Source organism: Patescibacteria group bacterium (assembly GCA_004297735.1).
GTDB lineage: Bacteria > Patescibacteriota > Saccharimonadia > UBA4664 > SCTI01 > SCTI01.
On record SCTI01000002.1, the window covers coordinates 260,365 to 284,725 of the forward strand.

The 24,361-nt window shown below is 51.6% G+C and carries 22 protein-coding genes and 1 tRNA gene; 8 read left to right on the plus strand and 15 right to left on the minus strand.

What is annotated here, in order from left to right:
- Positions 1-18 precede the first annotated feature (18 nt).
- From EPO04_03040 to EPO04_03075, 8 genes are all read right to left on the minus strand, one after another.
- Positions 19-732 (minus strand): NUDIX hydrolase, encoded by a 714-nt coding sequence (locus EPO04_03040; protein TAK89057.1) that lies wholly within the window; start codon positions 730-732, stop codon positions 19-21.
- 69 nt (positions 733-801) lie between these two features.
- Positions 802-3,519, minus strand: coding sequence for a DNA polymerase I (polA, locus tag EPO04_03045; GenBank protein ID TAK89058.1), 2,718 nt, complete (start codon positions 3,517-3,519; stop codon positions 802-804).
- 21 nt (positions 3,520-3,540) lie between these two features.
- Positions 3,541-3,870 (minus strand): hypothetical protein, encoded by a 330-nt coding sequence (locus EPO04_03050; GenBank protein ID TAK89059.1) that lies wholly within the window; start codon positions 3,868-3,870, stop codon positions 3,541-3,543.
- A gap of 101 nt (positions 3,871-3,971) precedes the next feature.
- Positions 3,972-5,060, minus strand: coding sequence for an RNA polymerase sigma factor RpoD (rpoD, locus tag EPO04_03055; GenBank protein ID TAK89290.1), 1,089 nt, complete (start codon positions 5,058-5,060; stop codon positions 3,972-3,974).
- A 48-nt stretch (positions 5,061-5,108) separates the two neighbouring features.
- A complete protein-coding gene (dnaG, locus tag EPO04_03060) occupies positions 5,109-6,869 on the minus strand; it encodes a DNA primase (protein TAK89060.1) in 1,761 nt (586 codons plus the stop codon).
- A gap of 97 nt (positions 6,870-6,966) precedes the next feature.
- Complete coding sequence (locus EPO04_03065) at positions 6,967-7,704, minus strand: hypothetical protein (GenBank protein TAK89061.1); 738 nt, start codon at positions 7,702-7,704, stop codon at positions 6,967-6,969.
- Positions 7,705-8,208: 504 nt separating this feature from the next.
- Positions 8,209-8,577, minus strand: coding sequence for a hypothetical protein (locus EPO04_03070; GenBank protein TAK89062.1), 369 nt, complete (start codon positions 8,575-8,577; stop codon positions 8,209-8,211).
- Between the two features lie 44 nt (positions 8,578-8,621).
- A tRNA-Ser gene (locus EPO04_03075) sits at positions 8,622-8,711 on the minus strand.
- A 58-nt stretch (positions 8,712-8,769) separates the two neighbouring features.
- Here EPO04_03075 and EPO04_03080 point away from each other — a divergent pair.
- The 3 genes from EPO04_03080 to EPO04_03090 are packed head-to-tail and all read left to right on the plus strand — an operon-like array spanning position 8,770 to position 11,073.
- Positions 8,770-9,483 (plus strand): ABC transporter ATP-binding protein, encoded by a 714-nt coding sequence (locus EPO04_03080; GenBank protein TAK89063.1) that lies wholly within the window; start codon positions 8,770-8,772, stop codon positions 9,481-9,483.
- Positions 9,480-10,694 (plus strand): FtsX-like permease family protein, encoded by a 1,215-nt coding sequence (locus EPO04_03085; protein ID TAK89064.1) that lies wholly within the window; start codon positions 9,480-9,482, stop codon positions 10,692-10,694. The genes EPO04_03080 and EPO04_03085 overlap by 4 nt, the downstream gene beginning before the upstream one ends.
- The gene (locus EPO04_03090) at positions 10,687-11,073 is read left to right on the plus strand and encodes a DUF4260 family protein (protein TAK89065.1); all 387 of its coding nucleotides are present in this window, start codon (positions 10,687-10,689) and stop codon (positions 11,071-11,073) included. The genes EPO04_03085 and EPO04_03090 overlap by 8 nt, the downstream gene beginning before the upstream one ends.
- On the opposite strand, the gene EPO04_03095 is transcribed toward EPO04_03090, so the two are convergent.
- From EPO04_03095 to EPO04_03110, 4 genes are all read right to left on the minus strand, one after another.
- Positions 11,070-12,092, minus strand: coding sequence for a bifunctional phosphoglucose/phosphomannose isomerase (locus EPO04_03095; protein TAK89066.1), 1,023 nt, complete (start codon positions 12,090-12,092; stop codon positions 11,070-11,072). The two genes, EPO04_03090 and EPO04_03095, sit on opposite strands and share 4 nt — an antisense overlap.
- 540 nt (positions 12,093-12,632) lie before the next feature.
- The gene (locus tag EPO04_03100; GenBank protein TAK89067.1) at positions 12,633-12,863 is read right to left on the minus strand and encodes a hypothetical protein; all 231 of its coding nucleotides are present in this window, start codon (positions 12,861-12,863) and stop codon (positions 12,633-12,635) included.
- Positions 12,864-13,315: 452 nt separating this feature from the next.
- The gene (gene groL / locus EPO04_03105) at positions 13,316-14,968 is read right to left on the minus strand and encodes a chaperonin GroEL (GenBank protein TAK89068.1); all 1,653 of its coding nucleotides are present in this window, start codon (positions 14,966-14,968) and stop codon (positions 13,316-13,318) included.
- Positions 14,969-14,992: 24 nt separating this feature from the next.
- Positions 14,993-15,265 (minus strand): co-chaperone GroES, encoded by a 273-nt coding sequence (locus EPO04_03110; GenBank protein TAK89069.1) that lies wholly within the window; start codon positions 15,263-15,265, stop codon positions 14,993-14,995.
- A 155-nt stretch (positions 15,266-15,420) separates the two neighbouring features.
- On the opposite strand from EPO04_03110, the gene EPO04_03115 reads away from it, so the two are divergent.
- Positions 15,421-16,215, plus strand: a complete 795-nt coding sequence (locus EPO04_03115) for an amidinotransferase (GenBank protein TAK89291.1) — start codon at positions 15,421-15,423, stop codon at positions 16,213-16,215.
- 3 nt (positions 16,216-16,218) lie between these two features.
- Here the strand turns inward: EPO04_03115 and murE are convergent, their stop codons facing one another.
- Genes murE through EPO04_03130 form a run of 3 tightly spaced genes read right to left on the minus strand, consistent with a single transcriptional unit; the run spans position 16,219 to position 19,581 of the window.
- Positions 16,219-17,523 carry a UDP-N-acetylmuramyl-tripeptide synthetase gene (gene murE, locus EPO04_03120; GenBank protein ID TAK89070.1) on the minus strand — a complete coding sequence of 435 codons (1,305 nt, stop codon included), beginning with the start codon at positions 17,521-17,523 and terminating at the stop codon, positions 16,219-16,221.
- A gap of 60 nt (positions 17,524-17,583) precedes the next feature.
- Entirely contained in the window at positions 17,584-18,612 is a 1,029-nt protein-coding gene (locus tag EPO04_03125; protein TAK89071.1) for a peptidoglycan bridge formation glycyltransferase FemA/FemB family protein, read from the minus strand.
- A complete protein-coding gene (locus EPO04_03130; protein ID TAK89072.1) occupies positions 18,613-19,581 on the minus strand; it encodes a peptidoglycan bridge formation glycyltransferase FemA/FemB family protein in 969 nt (322 codons plus the stop codon).
- A gap of 48 nt (positions 19,582-19,629) precedes the next feature.
- On the opposite strand from EPO04_03130, the gene tsaD reads away from it, so the two are divergent.
- Genes tsaD through EPO04_03150 form a run of 4 tightly spaced genes read left to right on the plus strand, consistent with a single transcriptional unit; the run spans position 19,630 to position 24,357 of the window.
- Complete coding sequence (tsaD, locus tag EPO04_03135; GenBank protein TAK89073.1) at positions 19,630-20,661, plus strand: tRNA (adenosine(37)-N6)-threonylcarbamoyltransferase complex transferase subunit TsaD; 1,032 nt, start codon at positions 19,630-19,632, stop codon at positions 20,659-20,661.
- A gap of 19 nt (positions 20,662-20,680) precedes the next feature.
- Positions 20,681-21,091: a hypothetical protein gene (locus EPO04_03140; protein ID TAK89074.1), complete on the plus strand. Its 411-nt coding sequence runs from the start codon at positions 20,681-20,683 to the stop codon at positions 21,089-21,091.
- Between the two features lie 31 nt (positions 21,092-21,122).
- Positions 21,123-23,663 (plus strand): valine--tRNA ligase, encoded by a 2,541-nt coding sequence (locus EPO04_03145; GenBank protein TAK89075.1) that lies wholly within the window; start codon positions 21,123-21,125, stop codon positions 23,661-23,663.
- The gene (locus EPO04_03150; protein TAK89076.1) at positions 23,638-24,357 is read left to right on the plus strand and encodes a hypothetical protein; all 720 of its coding nucleotides are present in this window, start codon (positions 23,638-23,640) and stop codon (positions 24,355-24,357) included. Before EPO04_03145 ends, EPO04_03150 begins: the two co-directional genes overlap by 26 nt.
- Positions 24,358-24,361: the final 4 nt, after the last annotated feature.

Here is a 24,361-nt window from a genome sequence, read left to right on the forward strand (position 1 = left end):
GATTATCAGGTTAGCGGGTTAAAACTCATCCTTGGTGTAATGGTGAGTTTCTTCGACAAAGACGCCCTTAGTACCCAGAATCATCTCCAGCTCGGTTTCAAAGCTGGTGTAGCGTTTCTCCAGCAGGCGGGCCTCATCGACGGTCATCCACTGGTTGATTCCCCCTTCGAATTTCTCGATCAGCTCGCCGCTGGAGTTGGTACAGTGCACCACAAAGAAGACCTTGTCCTCAACCGCCTCTTCCTCGCCCTCTAGATAGGCGTGCTCGTGGTAAACACCGGCAATTCGGTAGTCGGCGGCAAGGCCGGTCTCCTCGTCGAGCTCGCGGGCGGCGGTTTGGGTGATGGTCTCGCCCCAGCGCATCTTGCCCGACGGAAAGCCCCAGTAGCCGAAGTACGGATTCTTGGTACGTTGCTGGAATAATAGCTGGGTCTTACCGTCGAGCTCACGCTCCACTGCGAGCAGTACCGCTACCTTAGGCTGGCGCTCGATGGTTTTGTTGTCGGTATCGAGCTTGTTGGCGTACTCCTTGCCCTTGTGGGTCAGGCGGTAGCGCCCCCGGTTCACCTTTTCGACTAGCTTGAGGTCAACCAGGCGGCCAATGTGAAAGTTGAAATGATCACTGGTTAAGCTGGTTGGTTTTTGCAGCTCGGCATAGGTCGCCTCAGGTACAAATAACAGCTCCCGCAAAATACTGGTCTGGGCGTCATGGATTTTAACTTCGTGGCTCATTGGTAACTCCGCTTTGCATCTGACTGTAGCGAAGCTTACAGCCGGGCGCTAGTAAAGTCGAGTTTAGTATTACAGTTCGCCCCAGTTGGTACCAACGGCGGTATCGACGGCAATCGGAACGCCAAGATCATAGACATTTTCCATGGTGTCTTTGAGGATTTTCTGAACCTTATCGGCTTGGGATTGATCGCATTCAACTATTAATTCGTCATGAATCTGGAGGAGGAGCTTGGCGCCCTCTGGCAGCTTTGGCGGCAGCGCAATCATAGCCAGCTTCATAATGTCGGCGGCGGTACCCTGGATCGGAACGTTAACCGCTACCCTCTCGGCGGCGGTACGGATCATAAAGTTATTCGAGTTAATATCAGGGCATGGCCGGCGGCGACCCAGCAGAGTCTCGGTGTACTGATTTTTGCGCGCAAACTCTTTAGTCTCTTCGATGTACTTTTTGAGGTCACCACGGATCTCAAAGTAACGCTCGATAAAGGCATTGGCCTCATCGCGAGTCATGCCGGTGGCGACCACCAGACCATGAGGACTCATACCATAGAGCACACCAAAGTTGATGGTCTTGGCGCTGTAGCGCTGTTCCTTCGTTACCTCTTCTAGTGGGATATTAGCCATCTGGGCGGCGGTTTGTTGATGAAGGTCTATTCCGTCTTTAAAAGTTTTAATCATCCCTTCATCTTTACTGAGGGCGGCGGCTACACGGAGTTCAATCTGGGAGTAGTCCGCTGAAACCAGGACACGGCCTTTGGGCGCGACGAAGGCTTTGCGGATCTCGCGGCCGAGTTCGGTGCGAACGGGAATGTTCTGCAAATTGGGATCGTTTGAGCTGAGGCGGCCGGTTTGAGCAATGGTTTGGCTGTAACGGGTGTGCAAACGACTCTTGTCGTCGACCATGAGTGGGAGTGTATCAACATAGGTACTCTTCAGTTTGGTCAGCTCACGATATTCCGAAATAAGTGGAATAATTTTGTGTTCGTTGCGCAGCTTTTCGAGCTCATTAGCGGCCGTGGAGTAGCCGGTCTTACCCTTTTTAACCGTGGCGGTGCTGAGTTCGAGCTTGGTGAATAAAATCTCCGAGAGCTGTGCTGGCGAGCTGATGTTAAACTCCTCCCCCGCCGCTTTCCAAATGGCTTTTTGGAGCTTATCAATCTCTTTTTCAATAGTTGAACTAAATTTTTGCAAAAAATCGGTGTTCAATTCAATGCCAGCTAGCTCCATGTCACCCAAAACCTCAATCAGCGGCCATTCGGTAGCTTCGGCCAGCTTGGTTGCACCGGCCTTTTTGAGCTGAGGCTCCATAATTTCATACAAGCGCCAGGTCATATCGGAATCCTCAGCCGCGTACGTAGTGGCCTCATCGATTGGGACGGTTGCAAAGGTGGTTTGGCTCTTACCGGTGCCAATCAGTTCGGTGATCGGTATCATCTCGATGCCGAACTCACGATAGGTCAGGTCATCCAGGGATTGTGAGCGACCAATTGGGTTTATAAGAAAGGCGGCAATCATGGTATCGAAGCTGATTGGACTGGGAGTAATGCCGTGGCGTTTAAGAATTTTGTAATCGAACTTGGCGTTATGCGCGACTTTACCGATCTTTGGGTCCTCAAAGGGGGGCTTGAGGGCTTTGACCACTTCTTCGAGCGATAGTTGCTCGCCTTCATCGTGCCTAACCGGGATGTAATAGCCCTCTTTAGCCTTAAAACTAACTGATATGCCTACCAGTTCGGCAGTAATCTCATTAACACTGGTGGTCTCAGTGTCAAAGGCGAAAACCTTTTGCTTACTCAAATCATTCGCCAGCTGGTTAAGCTGCTCGACGGTAGTAACCTCGTGGTATTTCACCTCTTTCAGGTGATCACGAGCCTTGGTTACCGGAGCTGCATCGTCAAACAGAGTTGGCGTGGCACTCATTTCGGGTGGGAGCTTTGAAAGCAAGCTCTTGAACTCAAGTCGGCGGAACAGGTCATGGATATGCTGACGAATATACTGCCCCACTTCGGCCGGCTTGAGGTCGAGCTCAACCGGCGCATCAAGCACAATGGTTGAGAGTTTTTGGCTAAGGTAGGCTAGGTCTTTATTCTCCTCAATCCGCTCCTTGAGCTTGCCTTTGAGTTCATGGGTGTTCTCATACACGCCATCGAGGCTGCCATATTTTGTAATTAGATCCTTGGCGGTCTTCTCCCCCACTCCTGGTACGCCCGGAATATTGTCGCTGGCATCACCCTTGAGCGCCTTCAGATCGATGAACTGCTGTGGGTCCACCCCGTACCGCTCCTTTAAGGCATCGAGGTCGTAAATCACCGTATCGGTGAAGCCTTTGCGCATGGTGTAGATCTTGGTGTTATCATCGATCAGTTGCAGCTCATCCAGGTCACCGGTGACGATAATGGTTTCAAGGCCGCGCTTTTCGGCCTGGCGACCGAGCGTGCCAATTATGTCGTCGGCCTCATACTTGTCGAGCTCAATCCAGGGCATGCCCATGGCCTCGGTAACCTCGCGGGCATACGGCATTTGCTGATACAGATCGTCGGGCTGCTTTTTACGATGAGCCTTGTACTCCGGGTAGATGTCCTTACGGAAGGTGTCGCCGGACTTGTCCCAGGTCATAATAGCGTATTTGGGTTTGAGATCGGCCAGTACCCGCAGCAAAATAGTGGTAAAGCCAAGAGTGGCGTTGGTCGGAATGCCCTCAGCGTTACTAAGTGGTGGAATAGCGTGATACCCACGGTGAAACACCGCGCTACCATCAACTAAAACTAGGCGATCTTTTTTGGCCATAAAGCCATTATACAGGTTAGATCAGTGGTTTGGATCCGGAAGTTTATCTTCGGGGTTGTCGGTGTCGGGGTGTGGCTGATCGTGGTCAATTTCTGGTTGAGATTCGGCCACTGCGGCATCAACGGCTTCACGAGCATCTTTAATAGCCTCGCGACGAGCAATCTCTGCATTTACCTCATGTAGTTCCGCCTTAGGGTCTCGGCCCTGTAACTCGGAAACACTGCCGGGGGCATACGACTTGTCATCTTCACGCTCAGCGTTACCTGCTGCCGCCAATGCTGCCTTTTGCTCCCAGCGAAGCTCACTTAACTTTTGTTCATCTGTAGGAAAGTTTTTTTCTGGTGTACTCATGCCACCATCATACCAAAAAGGCCTGCGAAGAGCAGGGCCTAGTTGGTGGTTGAGGGTCCGACCTTTTGATGGGTCCGACCCGTAAAGAGGTCCGACCTCTTTTAAGCCAGGTAGTCCTTCAACTTCTTGCTCTCGCGGTGCTTGCGCAACTTGGTCAGGGCCTTGGCCTCAATCTGACGAATACGCTCACGAGTAACGCCAAACTCTAGTCCAACCTCTTCCAGGGTATGGCCGCGACCATCCTCTAGACCAAAGCGCATGCGCAAAATCTTCTGCTCCCGCGGGGTCAGTAGGGCTAGAACGTCAGCCACCTGTTCTTTGAGCAACTGGTTGGCGGCAATTTCGGGAGGAGTCATGTTGTCCTCGTCCTCAATAAACTCGCTCAAGCTAGAATCACCATCATCACCAACTGGCGACTCAAGCGAAACAATGTCCTGCTTAATCTTTAAGATATGGTTAACCTTTTCAACGTCCAGCTCCATCTCGGCAGCAATCTCTTCGGGCAGCGGCTCACGGCCCAGCTCCTGAGTCAGGCGACGATGGGTGCGAATCAGCTTGTTAATGGTTTCAACCATGTGAACCGGAATACGAATGGTTCGAGCCTGGTCGGCAATGGCGCGGGTTATGGCCTGGCGAATCCACCAGGTTGCATAGGTACTGAACTTAAATCCCTTGGTGTAATCAAACTTTTCGACGGCGCGAAGCAAGCCACTCGAACCCTCTTGGATCAGGTCGAGCAGATCCAGACCGCGGCCAATATACTTCTTGGCAATTGAGACCACCAGACGGAGGTTGGCTTCAACCATGGCGTCCTTAGCGGCTTTATCTCCCTTGGCAATTCGCTTGGCTAACTCGATCTCCTGATCGGCGGTCAGCAAAGGTACGCGACCAATTTCGCGCAAGTAAAGACGTACCGAGTCGTCGGCAATATCCTTGGCGTAATCTTCATCGGCGGCGCCTTCGGCATTCTCGCCTTCGTTGTTGTCCCAGATTAAACGATCTTTTTGATCGGTTAATTGAACGCCATTTTCAAGCAAGGCAGCATAGAGCTCATCAAGCTCCTCAAGGTTATCTTCGGCATCCGGAAAGACCTGCGACACCTCTTGTTGGGTCACAAATCCTTGCTCTTTACCTTTTTGAATTAGTCGTTCGATTTCGGGGCTATATTTTGCATCTTTTTCTTCGGGCATGGGGGCGGGGGCGGCTTTTTTGGGCAAGACAACTTCCTTTCAATATAATTAACTGTCGTGCTCTCCGAGTAGCGCTTGGTACTGGGTGAGCAAAGTATGAACAAGCTGCTGGTCGCCCTTATCTTGGGCTTCACGCAACTTGCGGCTGAGCTTGGTTTTGGTGTCTTTATTGGAAGCAATTTGCAGTCTTCTTGCCAGCTCGAATACTTCGAGACTGCGATCTGCGGGAGCGAATGAGCCATATTCCTCTTCACCCCGTAATGCCAGGATTTTAACATAATCTGCCTGATTTGGCAACCGAGCGGCTACGGTCTCTAAATCAGCGTTACCCACCCTCTGGAGGGTTTCGACAATCAGCTGGTGATCGGGATCACTAAAGTGGGCGGGGGTTAGATCTTCTAGGCTCAGTCGCAGCTCGGGGTAACAAAGGTTGAGCGCCAGCACCGACTCCTCCAGCAGCAGCTTGGCTGGCTTAGCAACCGGCACGGTTTGAGTGGCTGCTGGGCGGGGCGGTTCGGCCACTGGAGCAATCGGAGCTGTTTTGGCGGTTTGAGATAATTTACGCTGAATCACATCTGGTGAACTATCCAACTTATCGGCCAGGCGCTTTACATAATGATCCTGCTCCACCGGGTCGGCCAGCCGTCTAATGCTGGTTACCAAGTGGTCGCTATACTGTCGTTTGCCCTGAGCCGTTGATAAATCATACTCATCCGCCAACCGATCAAGCAGGTAATCCATGGCCGGCTTAGACCTAGCTATCACCTGCTTCCATTCGGCTGGTCGCTGAGCTAAGTCATCGGGGTCGCTGCCGGATGGCAGTTCTACCACCGATAAATTAATTGGTAACTTCTGACTCAGCTCAATCGCGCGCTCGGTTGCCTTTAGTCCAGCAGCATCGGCGTCAAAACACAGCTTAATGTTGCGAGTTAGTCGGCTTAGAGTCTTAAGCTGATCAGCGGTCATAGCGGTGCCACTCATCGCTACCACCTGGCGTACACCCGCTTGATGGCTCGAAACCACGTCCATGTTGCCCTCGACAATCACCACCTCATCCTGCTCGCGAATGGCCGGCTTAGCCAAGTGCAAGCCAAAAATCACCCTGCTCTTATCGTATAGCGGGGTTTGTGGAGAGTTTAAGTACTTCGGCTCCTGCTCTGGCGCTAGCACTCGGCCGGTAAAACCCACCGTACGGCCTTGGTCGTCACAAATCGGGAACATCAACCTCGCCCGAAACAAGTCGTAAACGGTGGACTTGCCAGCTTTTTGACCAGCCAGGCCAGCCTGCTTAAGTTGCGCTTGGCTAATACCTTTCTTTTCTAAGAAGTTGGTTAACGCGTTCCAATCATCGGGAGCATAACCAATCTCAAAATCTTTAATCGTCGGTTTGGTTAACTTGCGCTGCTTAACGGCATATTCCAGCGCGCCTCGGTTTTTTGCCAAACTGGCGTGATAATACTGAGTGGCCAGCTCCATTACTCGCAGTAAATCTTCTTGCTGCTTTTTTGCCTTGGCGTCCTCGCTTGAACGTGGCTTAAGGCTGACACCGGCCTGGCGGGCCAGCTTTTCGAGGGCCTGACGGAACTCAATGCCCTCATACTTCATTACAAACTTAAAAATGTCGCCACCCTCGCTGCAACCAAAACAGTGCCAAATGCCCTTTTCGGGACTAACCATAAAACTAGCACTTTTTTCATTATGAAACGGGCAGGGCGCCTTTAAGTTACGTCCGGCCGGTTTAAGCTGTATGTAGCTGCCAACCACCTCCGCTACATCAAGCCGCTCTTTAATCTGCTCGACGTCGGTCATAGTCCTATTATACACCGACAGAACCAAACAAAAAGCGAAACTATAAAGACGAATACGGGCCGCCCCCTGGTTGGGGCGGCCCTCACACACGTGCGGGCTAGAACGGGATGTCGTCCTTCTTTTCTTTCTTGGGCACGAAGGGGTTGAATTCAGTGAAGTCGACAACCACGAAAGGCCTCATCCGGCCGACCTCGTAGTATCTTCTTCCCCTTAGGTCCTCGATGTACACCTCGGCTTGCGAGGTGCCGAAGTTCATCCTCATGTAGGGTCCAATCAGTCCGCGAAGACCACTCGCCATTACGGCGGCGTACTTACGATCGGAATCTTCCTTCTTGCCGAGGACGTAGGCCTGGGTGCGGTTGAACCAATTTCCAGACTTTAGGTCAAACCCCCAGCCGAGAGAGGTAACACCATCAAGCGGCGAGTTGTAGTGATCCGACCACGTCTCCTCGCTGACCACCCCGTAGGGGCCAAGATCTACAACCAGTTCACGAAAGACCTGCTCGGAAATCTGACCCATCTTGGTGCGAGTAAGGCCAGGGATATTGCTTGAGCTGCCCTTTTTTAGAAGGTTTTGGCGCTCGGCCTCCTCCAGGTCAAGTTCATGACCAAGAGGGCACTTCGCAATCGGCTTGAGCATCTCCGCAACCGGCATAAGCGAGCCGCAGAATGAACAGCGACTAAAGCCTTCCGGGGCATCAGAAAGGGAGGCTGGATTGGTACGCCGACGACGAATTGTGTGGTATCTGCCCTGAGGCTCAGAAAGGGCGGCGGTCGCAAAAGTTGCTGCACCCTCCCCCTCATTGCGAAGTCGAGCACGACTAATAACAACCATTTGTCCCCTCCTCTCTAGGGCGGACGTGTGTTAAAGATCGTCAGGTAAGATTACTCCACCTCACCATAACAACTTTCATTATGCTCTGGCTTAATTGAAAGCTCAAGAGGAAACTGTTCGGAATAAGTTCGGTATAAGTCCTAGTGGGAGGTGGCGCAGCGTGATGCCGCGCCACCCGTTCACGATCGAGGGGCCTTGGGGCGATAGGAGCGAACCGGTGCGGGTGGACCGGTACGACCCGGCTTTGGGCGCGGGCGGATCAGAGCGATTCGTCTAAATCCGTTGCCAGCAGCACGAACCGCCTCCACACTTGGACCCCTGCCCTGCGAATCCTTCTTTGAAGCAGAAATTTTGAACTCCTTGCTCTACGCAAAACCTTCTGCGCAAGTTGGTGCAACCGTGCCCTCTATTTATATGATGGTGACGCTTTTAAAGCAACCAACGCATAAATGCTTTTAAGCAAATTTAAGCATTATTAATTGGAAGTAATGCCGAAGCTTAATTCTAGTGATATAAACCCGGGTTGGCGCCATGTGGCTGCATGTGGATACTCATGACCGGCTGGGTATGAGCCACCGGACCATGCTGGTGCAAAAAGGCCTCGGTCATCTTAATTTTGTCGCGAACGGCAATACTATGGCTGCCTTCAATATGTTCAACCGCTGCGCCAATGCCGGGATGACTCATGGTCTCCACCACCCTAAAGCGCTGACGATCCATAATACTGTTATGCCCCTGAACTTCAACTAAATCCCCCACCCGAATTTGCTGATGATGAATATCTTGCATCCGCAGCACGACTGGGGTGGAGTGCTTAAGCAGCAAATCATGTGGCTGCTTAGTGACGGCAATGGTTCGCGCCAATTGAGACATGGTTAGTTCTCTTTATATAGGTATTATAGCGCTAAAATAATTTCTGGCGGAGAGAGTGGGATTCGAACCCACGATACGGTTGCCCGCATACACGCTTTCCAAGCGTGCGCCTTCAGCCACTCGGCCACCTCTCCAGACCTGGAAATTATACCTGAGCCTGGTTGATTTTGGTAGTTGCTGTAATATTAACGTATGGCCTTAATCGAATTAAAGAAAATTCATAAGCACTACGTTACCGGCGACACCGAGACGGTGGCGCTTGCCGAAATTAATCTCAATATCAACGAGGGTGAGTTTATCTCGATAATTGGCCCCTCTGGATCCGGCAAATCAACACTAATGCATATACTGGGGCTGCTTGATTCCCCCACCAGCGGCGAATACAAGCTAAACGGTGATCAAATGGTCAATCGCAGCGATAAAGAGTTGGCTCGGTTGCGACGCGACTCGATTGGCTTTGTGTTCCAATCATTCAACCTATTAAATAAGTTAACCGTGCTCCAAAACGTCATGCTACCAATGGCTTACGCTGGGCTCTCAACCCGAAAGCGTAAAGAAAAGGGCCACGAGCTGCTGCGCCGAGTGGGAATCGAAGATAAAGCAGCCAGTCGAATCAATCAAATATCGGGCGGTCAGACTCAGAGAGTGGCGGTGGCTCGGGCGCTCGCAAACGATCCCAGCTTGATCCTAGCGGACGAGCCAACCGGCAACCTTGATACCAAGTCTAGCGCCAAGGTGATTGAGCTACTAAAGGGGTTGAACGACGAAGGTCACACCATCGTGATTGTGACTCATAACCCCGAGATTGCCGAGATGACCGACCGGGTAATTGAGATTAAAGATGGCGCTATTGTAGCCGATCGCAAAGCAGGATCGCTTAAGCGCCAACGAAAGGCGGTTGTATGATCTGGGAAAATCTCAAAATGGCCGGCCGTTCAATTATGAACAACAAGCTGCGCAGCTTCTTAACCATGCTGGGTATTATCATTGGGGTTGGAGCGGTGTCGGCGGTGATTGCGATCGGCAATGGCGTTAAAGCCTCAATCACCAATCAGGTAGATGAGCTTGGTACCAATCTGATTCAAGTTAACCCCGGGCAGGGCTTTACCGAAGAGGGCGGTGGCGGGGCGGCCAGCTTTGCTTCGTCGCTGGGTGCCTCAACCCTGACCGAAAAAGACGTAGCCACCATCAGTGGTATCGACGGCGTAGCGGCGGTGGCTCCAGCCATGCTGGTATCTGGTGCCCCAAGCCTTAATGGCAAAGTTGCGGCCGGATCGATCGTGTTCGCCACTACCGGTGACTACGATGAGGCGGTTAAAACCGAGATGGAAAATGGCCACTTTTTAGATACTGGCGAGACCAAGCAAGCGGTAATTGGCAGCAAGGTTGCCGAAAGTCTATTTGGCAGCTTAGATGTTGCTGGCAAAGAGATAACCTTGCGCAACCAGCAGTTCCGAGTGGTTGGCGTAACCAAAAAGCCTGATAGCGAATCCTTGAACTTAGGACCAAGCCTCGATTCGGTGGTTTATATCCAGTTTGAGGACGGTAAGACCTTTAATAATGGCACCGCCAACATCAATGAGATTGAGGTTAAGGCGGCCGACCCCAACCGGGTTGGCGAGATTAAGCAGGCGATTAAAGATAAGGTTAAAGTTAACCACGACGGCGAAAGCGACTTCTCGGTCTCTGACGCCAAGGAGCAGCTCAAGGTGTTTGACAGCATCCTGGCAATCATGACTAGCTTTGTGGCGGGTATTGCTGGTATTTCTCTACTGGTTGGCGGCATTGGCATTATGAACATTATGCTGGTATCAGTGACCGAACGTACCCGTGAGATCGGCTTACGCAAAGCGATTGGCGCCACCAGCGGTATGGTACTAAGCCAATTTTTGATTGAGGCGGTGGTGCTTACCCTGCTAGGCGGAGTTCTGGGGCTCGGTTTTGCCTGGCTGCTTGGTTTAATTATGGAATTAGCGGCCAACATCAAGCCGGTCTTTACGGTTGAAGCGGTGGTGGTGGCCTTTAGTATCTCAACCATAGTTGGCATCATTTTTGGTATTGCGCCGGCAATTAAGGCGGCTCGAATGAAGCCGATCGACGCGTTGCGCTATGAATAGGTTACCGATCTGGTTTGAGCGAGTTGAGGGCGGCCTGATTTTGTTTGGTGCCAGCGCGCTCTACTTTACACTCGGCAATAACTGGCTGACTTTCGTGCTACTCTTCTTTATTTTTGACCTATCCTTTGCTGGCTACCTGGCCGGCCCGCGAGTGGGAGCGATTATCTACAACCTGGCTCACACCTTAACCTTTCCAATTATTTTGATCGCGCTAGGTATTACAGCTCAGACACTACTACCAGCTGCCAGCTTCGGCCTGATTTGGCTGGCTCATATTGGTTTTGACCGAGCTTTAGGCTACGGGTTGAAATATCCCGATGGCTTTACTCACACCACCCTTGGTTGGATCGGTAAAGATAAGAGCAAGAACCGGGTTTAACCCAGCTCTTTTTTAAGCTTCTCGATTAACTCAACCGGCACCGGATCTACCTGGTTAAGCATTGCCAGATAGGTTGCGACGAAGTCGCCTAAGAGCATGCTCCACAACATCTGCTGTAGCTTGGTTTGACCCTGTGCCGTCACAATAATTGGCGCCGGCATGGTTCCGCTAAGCAAGCGGTTACTGACCTCAAAGCGTTTAGCAACTCGATCGTTATCGAGGCTGGAGTGAAGCTGAACCACTCGCATTAAGCTGTCTTTCGGGTTGCCCCACCCGATGAACTCATTGTGATTAAACTCCGGCAGTTGATTCCAGAAAGCAATATTCTTGGCGTTCTCGTTAAAATCAATCTTCCACTTCATAGCGGGCATAGCAAGAGTCGGGCCACCATACATCACGACTGGATGACCAACCAGTTGCTTGGCAATCTGCTTGGCAACATTGTCATCCTCTGGAATATTTGGCGCAAAGTGCGAAATCTCATCAAGCAGCCACTTGGCGGCGGCTTCAAGCTCTGCCACCACACCTTCAACCAACTTAAGCTGTTCGAGCAGTACAGCAATTGCTTTGGCCTCATACAAAACTGCAAATCGGGGCTGCATGCCGGCTGGGACCTCAATAAGAGTGCCGGCGTCACTGCTTTCGGCCAGCTTGCCCCCGGCAGTCATTCGCACCATGGTCGCTCCGGTTTGTGTCACCTGCCTTAAGCAACTCAGCGTCTCTTCGGTGTTACCGGAATAGCTCGATACAATCACCAAGCTATTTTCGCCAACATAGGCGGGCAGATCATAACCGCGCACAATCTCAAACGGAACGGCTAGTCGGTCGCTCAACCAACTGCGAATAAACTCGGCGGCCAGGGCTGAGCCACCCATGCCAGTTAAAACAACATTATGAATCTGGTTGGCTGCCGGCGCCTCAAATTTATACTGATAGCGCAGTTGTTCCGGTTGTCCCGCCACCATGGCAAAGCCATCGGATCGATCAAAACGAGCAATATATTTTGGGTCGTCGAGCATACAATCTCCTTTCCCCTATTGTACAAGATGAGGCTCCGGAAAGAAGTATAAAAGCGCTTAGCCAACAAAAAACCGGCCTGAGGCCGGGGTTCAGCGGTTAAGCTGGAAACAAGATAGAACGTAGGGCGCTACGCACGGGACGGCCAAGGCCGACCGCCCCGTTGCGTAACTGCCGCGAGTATGTAGTTTTTGGCCGAAGCCATCTAACCGGGCATTAGCCCTCCTTCATCGAGGAACAGTGGGCGTTCCAGCACTACGAGGTAGTGCTTTTTGCGCCCTGGTAGAAGCTTGGTCTGATGCGGGGGCGCGAGACCGGTCGGCTCGTCCACTAGGAGTTGCCTCCTTTTTGGCGAGTTAACACAGCGCCTCGCGCCTCTCACCGCGTCAGTTGTCCGCGCGTACTCGAGGGAGGCAGTCAGACTGCGACTGTCGAGCGGCGGAACGTCCCGGTTGGGGCGCAAGATACTTCGTGTTCGAGTACTGCCCGGGAACGGCTCTCAGCCTAGGGCTGATCGAGCCGTTCCCGGCGCCGAGAGGTTCCTACGTGAGCGGGACGACCTCGGGCGCGCCACGCGAGCCGGTCGAGGTGCGGCCGGCGGTGCCGCCGCCGTCGCCGGCGACGTAGCCGGCATCGAGGGCGATGTTCGTCGCCGCGCGCTCGTGCTCGAGGGCGGGGCCGACGGAGAGGTCCTGCGAGGTGTTGCAAAGCCACTTCTCCGAGCCGACGTCGGTGACGGTCGGCGGGGCGTGCGTCGTGACGCGGATACGCATCAGTCCTTTCGGGCACTGCGATGGAGTGAATGGACTATAACGGCTCTTTGATGGAAGGGGTTTGGCATTCTAATGCCGGAGCTGGTGTGCTCCACTTCCACTTTTGAGCGTTTTTTGCAGAGAGACCCGCTCGGGGCAGAGGTGTTGAGAGAGAACCTCTCGCAACCTACAGCCACCGTATCGGGTGACATTGCGGGTGTCTCGGGCAGTAAATCACCGTTCATGCGAACCGTAACTTGCTGCCCGAGACATTGTCTACGTTCTATCTTGTCAAAGAAATAGTTCCGAGCTGGTGTTGGTTAAGCTCACAACTATATGGTTATGGATTCTAACAAAAACTGTTAATTTTGTCAATAATATTTATGGTTTAAATGTGAAACGATTGAACTTATACCAAAAGGAGGCCCTGCTAGGCCTCCTTTTGACTTGAACAAAATCTTTTTGGTTTGAGTCTAGTACATCCCGCCCATATCAGGTGCTGCCGGTGCGGCCGGCTTGTCTTCTGGAATCTCAACAATGAGGGTTCCCATGGTCATAGCGGTACCAGCAATCGAGACCGCATTCTGAACCGCCTCACGTGTCACCTTGGCTGGATCAACCACGCCTTCGGCCTTTAGGTCGATTAACTTAGCTGGATTGTTAACGTCAAAGCCAAGACCAGGCTTGGTATCATCAAGTACCTTGGCCAACTTTTCTTCGGCATTGAGCCCGGCGTTGCTCATCAACTGCTTAAACGGCTGCTGTAGGGCATTCTTGAGGATCAACCTACCGGCATCGGCCGAACTACCAACTCGGGTGGCTTCAATGTCGATGTCGCGGCTTAGATCAACCAGGGTCACTCCTCCACCCGGGACAATACCTTCGGCGACGGCCGCCTTGGTGGCAGCAACGGCATCATCAACCCGGTACTTCTTTTCCTCGATCTCGGTCTCGGTAGCACCACCAACCTTAATGACGGCAACCTTACCGGCCAGAGCCGCCAGGCGCTCTTCCAGCTTTTCTTTATCGAACTCGCTGGTAACATTCTCGAGCTGGGCCTTGATCTGGTTGATTCGCTCGGTTACCTCACCGGACTTGCCACCGCCTTCGATGATGGTTGAGTCATCCTTGGTGGCAATGATCTTGCGGGCGGTACCAAGCATATCAATATCGGCATTCTCAAAAGTAATACCCTGCTCGTCACTGATAACGGTAGCACCGGTCAGGATAGCGATATCCTCCATGATCTCTTTGCGACGATCACCAAAGCTTGGAGCCTTAATGGCAACGGCGTTAAAGACTCCCTTAATGCGGTTAAGGATAAGCGTCGCCAGTGCCTCGCCATCAACGTCTTCAGCAATGATGACCAACTCTTTCTTGCCGGTCTGAGCCACCTTTTCGAGTAACGGTAAAATGTCCTGGATTGAGCTAATCTTCTTATCGGTCAGCAGAATGTATGGCTTGTCGTAAGCCGCCTCCATGCGAGTGGTATCGGTAACCATATAGGGACTGACGTAACCACTGTCGACAGTAAAGCCATCTACGATTTCTTTTTCCATGCCCAATGCCTGAGACTGCTCAACTGTTACCCTTCCGCTCCCTCCAATCGTAGAAATTACATCCGCAATTAACTCGCCAATTTGAGAATCACCAGCAGAAATAGTAGCCACCTGGGCTATCTTGGACTTATCGCTAGCAATTTTTTCACTGAGATTGGTAATTCTTCCGGTAATGGTGGTGGCAGCTTCGTCCAGGCCCTTCTTAAGGTCCATCGGATTATGACCAGCCTCAATCATTCGATTGGCCTCGCTTAAAATGTGGTAGGTCAGCACGGTAGCAGTAGTAGTACCGTCACCAACATCATCGCCAGTCTTGCTGGCAGCTTGCTTGACTAGCTCGGCGCCAACGCCACGACCAAGTGTGTCATCGTCCTTTGCCTGCTCAATGTCAACTGCCTTTGCCACCGTCACCCCATCATGGGTAACCGATGGGCCACCGTAGCTTTTGCCAATAACCACGTTACGACCTTTTGGACCCATAGTGACGCGAACTGCATTGTAGAGCTCCTCAGCACCTTCTAGTACGCGCTTACGGGCTTCGCCTTCAGCAATAATTCGTTTTGCCATTATACTCTCTACTCCTAAAAATATTTAGTTTGCAACAATTGCCAGAACATCTTCTTCTTTTAGAAGAATGAGTTCTGATTCATCAAAATTTACACTTCTTTTTGAGCTTGAATGATGATCATCATAAATAATGCTGTCATCTACCTTAACATTCTTAACTTCCGGCCCTACTGCTATAACCTTTGCCACAACTGGTTCTTGCTGTGATGATGGTGGGATAAAAATACCTGATGCAGTTTTCTCGGGAGCTTTAAGCTGCTCAGCAACTATTCTGTTAGAAAGTGGCTTAATTTTCATGAAACTCCTTTAGTTATTTAGATTAGCAATCATGCAACTTGAGTGCTAATTTATGATAGCGATAAGCAATAAAAGCTTCAAGCATATCCTTTAACATACTTCTTGGCGGACTCAGTCAAGCGAGTATAATATCCTGCATGAGCAAAGCAATTCTAATGTGCCCACCCACCTATTTTGAGGTGGCCTATGAGATTAATGCTTGGATGCACGTAGGAACTGTAATCGATGTTGAGCTGGCCAAGCGACAGTGGCAGGCACTCTACGATACTTATCAGGATCTCGGTTATAAGGTTGAGCTAATTGAACCGGTTCGCGGCCTGCCCGACATGGTGTTTGCTGCCAACGGCGCCCTGGTAATCGAGGGCAAGGTGTTTTCAACTCACTTTGGCGAGCACGCGGCTGAGCGACAGGGCGAAACACCGGCTTATGAGGCATGGTTTCGGGAGAATGGGTTTACCAATATTTATCAGCCCAAGCACCCCAGCGAAGGCGAGGGCGATATTTTATACGGAGCCGGTTGCGACACCATCTTTGCCGGATATGGTCAGAGACGATCAAGCAAAACCTCTCATCCCGAACTGGCCGAGTTCTTTGGCAAGGAGGTGGTAAGCATGCACCTGGTGGATCCGTTCTTTTACCACCTAGATACGGCCATGTCGCCAATAGATAATGACACCGTTATGTACTACCCCGGAGCCTTTACCGAAGAGGGCCGAGCCGAACTTGAGAAGCGATTCAAGAACAAGATCTACGCCACCAGAGAGGATGCCATGGGCTTTGGGCTGAACACGGTTAGTGATGGCGAGAATGTGGTCCTGAGTGAGGCCGCAACCGATTTGATACAGCAACTTAAAGACCGAGGCTACAATCCGATCGGTCGTGATATGACAGAGTTTCGTAAGTCGGGCGGAGCGGTTAAGTGCTGCTCGTTAGAGCTGCGGTATAAATAAGGGTTAGCTCTCTAGAGCCGCCTGAATCGCGGTCTTGGCCTCGCCCACCTCATCCCATAAATGCTCGCCGTCGGCGCGCTCAATCGTCTTTTCGTGACCCTTGCCTAGTAGCATTACAGTGTCGCCCTTCTTAGCCTGAGCAATGGTGTAATTGATCGCCTCAACCCGATTGTGAATACAGAACAAGTCCTTATCGCGCACCTTGCCGGAGCTCTCCGCCCCTTCGGCAATCTGCTGCATAATAGCCAGACCATCGGCGTCACGGTCGTCCTCTTCGGTGACAACTACTAGATCGGCATACTTTCCGGCGATAGCACCCTGCTTGGCGCGCTTGGTTTCATCGCGGCGGCCAGCAGAACCAAACATGACGATGAGTCGTCCAGGTGCTACAGTGGCTTTCTTCATATCACTCAGTAGTTTCTCGAACGAGTCGGGGGTGTGAGCGAAGTCGACCACTACCGAAAAGTCCTGACCCTCATCTATGTAGGTCATTCGCCCCTCAACCGCTTTGAGCGAGGCTATGCCATCTTCAATCTGTTTACTGGTAAGGCCCAGAGCGAAGCCTACACAGATAGCGGCCAGTGAGTTAGAGACGTTAAATCCACCAGGGATATTTACTTTTATCTTGAGCGTATCGTCGCCACGCTTTACCTGGTAGGTGCTACCGGTGCCGCTGGTTTTAACCTTGGTGGCGTGAATATCGCCGTAACTCACCCCGTAGCGCATAGGCTTAGGCACCTCACCACTAAACTGGGGTGCTGATGGGTCGTCGGCGTTCACCACGCCAACCTGGCGCCCTTTTTTATTGGCGGCGGTCAGACGGAATAGCTTGCGCTTGGCATCCAAGTAGCGATCAAAGGTGCCGTGGTAATCAAGGTGTTCATGGCCAACATTGGTCATAACGGCCACATCAAAGGGAATTCCCCAGACTCGGTTTTGGGCCAGAGCGTGGCTGGTGACCTCAAGCACCAAATGGTCAATGCCATCGGCTCGGAGCTCTTTGATGCGGCGCATCATCGGGAACGCCTGCATGGTGGTCATATGTACCTTGTTGGGAATTTGGCGCTTGGGTGAGCCATAGCCGATAGTGGTCATATAGCCAACGTTGTAGCCAGAATCCTTAAGTAGGTTCCAGATCATGGTGGTGGTAGTAGTCTTGCCGTCGGTGCCGGTAACGCCAATCACCTTGAGGCCTCGAGCCGGGAAGCCATAGCGGACCTGGGCTAAGAAGGTTTCTACCAGATGACCATAGGGCTCAACCTGCTTAAACAGTTTATGAGGAATAAGGGCTTTGACCAGCTTTCTCATGTGACTATTATGTCTCAAGAGGTCCGACCTGGCAAAGGGTTTGGGGGCGAGGTTAAGCCCCTAATACCACAGTCGGTGCCGGAAACGATACTCGTATGCCACAACCACGCGCTCGCCAAGCCGGCGGAACCAGGAGTACTTGGACTGGTTCAGTACAATGTCGTAAGTGCCAATGTATTCGGTGATCTCTTTGTTAAAGCCGGTTTTAAAACGAGCCAAGCCGGCTAGTGGATGCTTTGGGTCCTCAATCTTGTCGGCCGGGGGCGTGCCGTGCAGGTCGTATTCAGTGACACCGTGCTGTTTGAGCCACTGCATGACCCCCCACTGCAACGCGTAGGGCGCCTGGACCTCAGAGTGCAACCGCAGCGAGCCTCCGTCCTTATACAGCGCCTTACGGCCAATATGAGTCACAAAGGCGCCGGCCAAAACCTGACCTTCATATTTTGCAAAAAACAGCTGCCCGGCCCCTCTCGCAGCGTGAGCCCGGTAAAAATCAACAAAGTACTGCTTATCGCGCAGGTAGACCCCGGCGCGCTCGGTCATGGCCCGGGTCAGCTCATACATAATGTCGATGTTTTCCGCGGTGCACTCAACCGCCTCCACCGTGACACCCCTTTTAGCTGCCAACCGAATGTTGTAGCGAGTCTTCTGCTTAAAGCTGGCTAAAATATCATCCTCGCCCGGGCGCAAATCAATAATGGCGGTATTGGTGTTGTACTGAATATCACGAGGCGCCTTAACCATGCCAAGGCGCTTGAGTTCCGCTGGCTTAATAGCGCCAGTCGCAATCTCTGGATCAACTCGCACCGCAAAAGGACCATTGGCCGGCAGTGCCTTAATAAACTTTTTAAGCTCGGTTGCAGTGCTGACACCCGGTCCTTTTGGTACGTACCAAAACCGACCCAGCAGCGGAACCTGACGCTCCAGTACCAGCACCGCTAGCTTATCAGCCATAAAATAGCGCGGCGTCCAACCATGCTTACCCTTGGTCTCACCAAAAGCCTTAGACTGCAGTACATTTCCGCCGTCAGGGTTAGCGACAATCAACTCGTCCCAACCAGCCAATTGCTCCTCGGTTGCCGGCTGCATTTACTGACGCCCCCGCAAACGGCGATACACCGTATACAACCGATACTTTTGGGGTTTGAGCGGAATGTCCCAGGTACCGGCGTACTCAACCTGAGCCCCACCATAACCCTGCTTGAACCGAGTTATCCCAGCCCAACTATGCTTAGGATCATCGGTTGGTGCTATCCCCCACAGATCAAACTTAGTCATTCCAGCATCCTTGGCGTCCATCATCGCCTGCCACACCAGCGATACCGATGCCTTAGCCTGACGATTTTTTTCCTGCCAAGCGCCGGCATACAGATAAGAGCGAGTCTTACCGCAATCCAAAAAAATAGCGCCGGCTACTGGCTGCCCATCAACACTAGCGACATAAAGCTTAGCTACATCGGCAGGCTGAAGCGTCGACCACAGGGTTTGAAAGTAGTAGTCATCCTGAAACACGGTGTGCGAGCGACGAGCGGTATCCTTAAGCATCTCAATAAACTTGTTAAGGTTATGGCGGTCGCTCACCTGGGCGATACTTACACCTCGACGTTCGGTGCCATTAATTAGGTTGCGGTGCCCCGAAGCTAAATCGCCACGCAGCTCATCCAGGCTCTTAGTTAAATCGACCACTTGAGTATGCGATGGCTGGTTGTCGGCAATATGCCGAGCGCCCTTAGCCTTTAACTCTTTAGCAAAACGATGATCTTGCGGATCTAGTCGAATAAAATCAACCCCCAACTGGCGACCGGCATCAATTAACGACTTAACTGCGGGCGCAGGATCAGCGCCCTTAGCCAACACCGGTCCGTAACTGCAAACCAAGTAACGCAATCCGTGACTGGTCCAAACGCTCCCCAGCCACTGGTAGTCATCTTCTTGCTGCCATACCGGCTGGTGACCCAAGGCATCCTGAAACTCAGCCCAATGCCTCGACTGCACAATACTGCCCCCATTACGTTCCAGCTGCTCATCCCACGAAAGGGGCGGTATTCCAGTCTTCATATCGCCTATTGTACCGTACTCAGCTCCAATCGGTGTATACTGAGCGGCATGAAGATCTTAGGAATTGAGAGTAGCGCTGACGAAACCGCCGCCGCCGTAGTCCAAGACGGCACCGAGGTGCTAAGCAGCGTGGTGGCCAGCCAGATAGACATCCACAAAGAGTTTGGCGGCATGGTACCAGAGGTAGCTGCCCGCTCACACCTAGAGGTTATTTTACCGGTGATCCAAAAGGCGCTTAATGAAGCCCAGGTTGAGCTAAATGATATTGACGGCATTGCGGTAACCTACGGGCCCGGTCTGGTTGGCTCGCTGCTGATTGGCAGTCTAACCGCCCGTACGCTGGCCGAGCTTACCGGCAAGCCCCTCTATGGCATCAATCACGTTGAGGCACATGTGTATGCTAACTTTCTAACCGAGCCACTCCCCTCTTTTCCGCTGCTAGCATTGATCGTATCTGGCGGTCACACTCAGCTGGCACTGTTCAGTGATCACGGTAGCTACAAGTTGCTTGGCCAAACCAGGGATGACGCTGCTGGCGAGGCCTTTGACAAGGTAGCCCGAATCATTGGACTCCCCTACCCTGGAGGCTCTTCGGTTGCCGAGGCGGCAAAGACTGGGGATGAGCATGCTTTTGCCTTTCCTAAGCCACAATTAGGTAAAGAGAGTCTTGATTTTAGCTTTAGCGGGCTTAAAACCGCGGTACTACGTACCGCCCAAGCCGAGGTTGGTGGTGATTTCCGTACTAAATCGTATGAAATTCCGGCTCTACTAAGCCAAAAACAGCGTAATGACATTGCCGCCAGCTTTCAAAAGACGGTGGTTGGTATCCTGGTTGGGCGCGTTTTACAAGCATATGAGAAGTACCAGCCGGCTTCGGTAGTTATATCCGGAGGGGTGGCCGCCAACCTATCGCTCCAAGAGGCGCTCCAGAAACGACTCCCTTCCCCCATACATTACGCGCCAATCAAGTACTACACCGACAACGCCGCCATGATTGCGAGTTTGGGGTATTTTTACTCGCTTGACCGCAAGCCAATAAGGCCACTAGATTTAACCGTCGACCCTATTCTTTCAATGTAGCCAGTGCTAATATTTGCTTATGCTAAAAAAGCTTTCACTATACTTAATTGCCGGCTTAACAGCACTCTATGTTAGCGGAACTTCTTGGCTTTTATTTCGTACAATATTTGAAGAAATGCTTAAACCATCCGTTCGTTTTGGTGGGCTTGCAATTATGATTTATCTTGTAATGTGGGTGGCTAGTCTTGGTGTTCTCATTACAGTAGCCGCAATAAGCAAGCTTAATTGGTGGGTCGTAACTTTAATGGCAGCCATAGCTACCTTGGCCGGGTTGGCATTATCCACATTTATCGCTACAAAAAATGCCACTCTAGCAACCGTAGTAGTTTTTCCAGTAATCTTGCTAGATAACCTGAGCGGGCAAGTTTTCATTATCATTATGGGACTTATTGCTGTTGCCGCTTCGGTCGCGTTTCGCTCACCCAGGTAATCTACTCCTAATATGCTAAAATAACCTCAAGATGAGGATGGAAAAAGCCTACGAGCCCGGTAAACACGAGGCCCGCATTTATAAGATGTGGGAAGATTCTGGCGCCTTTAAGCCAGCTGGGGATTCCAACAAAGAGCCGTTCTCGATCATCATGCCACCACCCAACGCCAACGGCAGCTTACATACTGGTCACGCCATGTTTACGGTTGAGGACATCATGGTTCGCTACCATCGGATGCAGGGCAACCCCACTCTATGGCTTCCGGGGACCGATCACGCCGGCATCGAGACCCAGGTGGTGTTTGAGCGCGAGCTAGAAAAAGAGGGCAAGGACCGCTTTGATCTGGGACCAGAAGAGTTTTACAAGCAAGTTATGGCTTACACCAAGGATAACCAGGGCACTATCATTGGTCAGCTCAAGAGCCTGGGCTTTAGCGCCGACTGGAGTCGCCTCAAGTTCACCCTGGACGACGACATTGTTGATACGGTTTACGACACCTTTAAACGCTTACACGATGATGGGCTGGTATACCGTGCCAACCGAATTGTAAACTGGTGCCCTCGCTGCAACGCCGCCTTTGCTGATATTGAGATCAATCATCGCGAGCAGGCTGATCCCCTCTACTACCTGAAGTACGGGCCTTTTGTGCTGGCTACGGTTCGACCAGAAACCAAGTTTGGTGATACCGCTGTCGCGGTTCACCCAGATGATGAGCGCTACCAGAAGTACATTGGTCAGGAGATAGAGGTTGAGGGACTGCTTGGTGCCTTTAAGCTTAAGGTAATTGCTGATGAGCATGTGAATCCTGAGTTTGGTACCGGAGTGGTTAAGGTTACCCCTGCTCATGATCCTAACGATTGGGAGATTGGCCAACGTCATAACCTAGAGGTCAAGCAAGCTATTGGCACCGATGGTCGCCTAACCGAGCTAGCTGGGAAGTACGCCGGAATGAAGGCTTCTGAGGCTCGTGAGGAGATTGCTCGAGATCTAGAAGTGATGGGCCTAATGGATCACATCGATATGAACTACACCCATAGTGTCGCCTATCATGGCCGCTGTGGAACCCAGATAGAGCCGCTGGTAACCGAGCAGTGGTGGCTTAAGGTAAAACCTTTGGTTGAACCAGCTATTAAGGCGGTTGAATCAGGTGAAATCCAGATAGTCCCCTCTCGCTTTAAAAAGGTTTATATCGATTGGCTTAACAACCTTAAGGACTGGAATATTAGCCGCCAGATCTGGTGGGGCATCCAGATTCCGGTGTATTACAACGCCGACGAAAGCAATGGCAAGGATAAGTACCGAGTGTTTTCACGTGAAAACGATGCTATTGAATACTACGGCAAAGACGGTTACGAAGCAGATGTCGACACCTTTGATACCTGGTTTTCTAGTAGCCAATGGCCATTTGCCACGCTGATGGCAACCGGTGACTTTGACCGGTTCTACCCTACTTCGGTTATGGAGACCGGTCGGGACATCCTCTTTCAGTGGGTTACTCGTATGGTTATGCTCGGGATATATCGCACCGGCAAGGTGCCATTTAAAACCATATATCTACACGGCTTGGTAAATGACGCTAAAGGGAAAAAGATGAGCAAGTCCAAGGGCAATGTAATCAACCCCTTGGAACTAACCGGGAAGTACGGTACCGACGCCCTGCGCTTAGCCCTTTCTATTGGTATTACTCCTGGGAATGACGGTTCTTTAGGTGAAAAAAAGGTTGAAGGTTATCGCAACTTTGCTAACAAGCTCTGGAATGTGGCTCGGTTTATCTTGGATAAAGCCGGGGACGACTACTCCTCTACCCCACCTAAAGCTGAGACGTTGGCAGACACCTGGATTATGGATACGTTTTCACGTGAAAACGCGGCTATCACCAAGGCAATTGAAGGTTATAGGTTTAGCGAAGCTGGCGAAGGGGTCTACTCCCTACTCTGGAACGACCTGGCCGACTGGTATCTAGAGGCCTCCAAAGATCAAGCTAATACTCCCCTATTGGTTTGGTGCTTAGAGAACATTCTGAAGCTAGCCCACCCCTTTGCTCCGTTTGTGACCGAAGCAATTTGGCAAGAAATGCCTTGGCAAAAGCAAAATCTAATTGTTAGTCGATGGCCAGAATTAAAAGAAACCAGTAAAGAAGCGGCGCAATTTACCGGTATTATGGCTTTGGTAAGCCAGATTCGTAGCTTAAAGACTGAGTTAAAGATGGCCAAGCCAACCGTTCTTTACCTGAAATCTGATGCACTAACCGAGAACTCTAACCTAATTAAACGCTTAGCCGGAGTAGGGGAGTTAAAGGTAGCCGAAAGGGGAAGTGGGCTGCGTATACCGGTAACCGAGTTTGATGCTTGGCTCCAGGTGGATAATGAAACTTTGAACTCATACCGGGCCTCCTTGGAAAGCCGCCGCAAGGAAGCAGGGGAGTACCTTAAGCGGCTTGAGGGCCAGCTCAAGAATGAAAGTTATCTTAAAAATGCTCCAGCTAACCTGGTAGAAGAAACCAAGGATCGCGCCAAAGAGACCAAGCTGCTACTATCAAAGTTAGATGAACAGTTGGCTGCAATCGAGTAATAAGAGTTTTTGGGCAGTAGCGATAAGCACTCTGGTGGTGGCTGCCTGCACCATGGTAGCTGGGGCAAGTCTTGGCCAGCACTATATTCATAATCGCGCTCACGATTTAGCCGTACTAAGCCAGCAACAACAGATTGAGCCAGAAGTAGGTTACCAGGCGGCACTACTGCTCAATCCCAATGAGTCAACCGCTTTAAGCGGCCTTGGGGAGTACTACATTAGCCGTTGGCAGCCCGCCAAGGCGCTTGAGAGGCTGCCAGAAGCTTCGAACACCGCTGAGCTGCGACTTACTCGAGCCAAAGCGCTTATGGAGCTAGGAAGGGCCGAGAATGCGGCAGAGGCAACTCAAATTAGCGCCGAGGAGCAACAAGCGATTAAGAGTGGGGGAGTGGCTGCGGCTGAAGTGTTGCTGCAAAAGGGAATGCCTCAATCGGCTTTACGGGTATTGCAGTCAGATAGCACCGACTCAGCCCGACGCTATATGGTAGAGGCTTCAATTTGGATCAATAAGCCTGGGGCTACCAAGGAGGAGCAGGAGCGCGCTATCTCGGTACTTAATGACGGCATTAAACGCCACCCGGTTAACCTGGCGCTGCAGAAACAGCTCTACCAGACTTATCTTGATTTGGGCCAGGAAGACGAGGCTAACCGTCAGCTGGAGCTGGTGCAAAAATTAGAAGCGGGCAAGTTTTAATAAT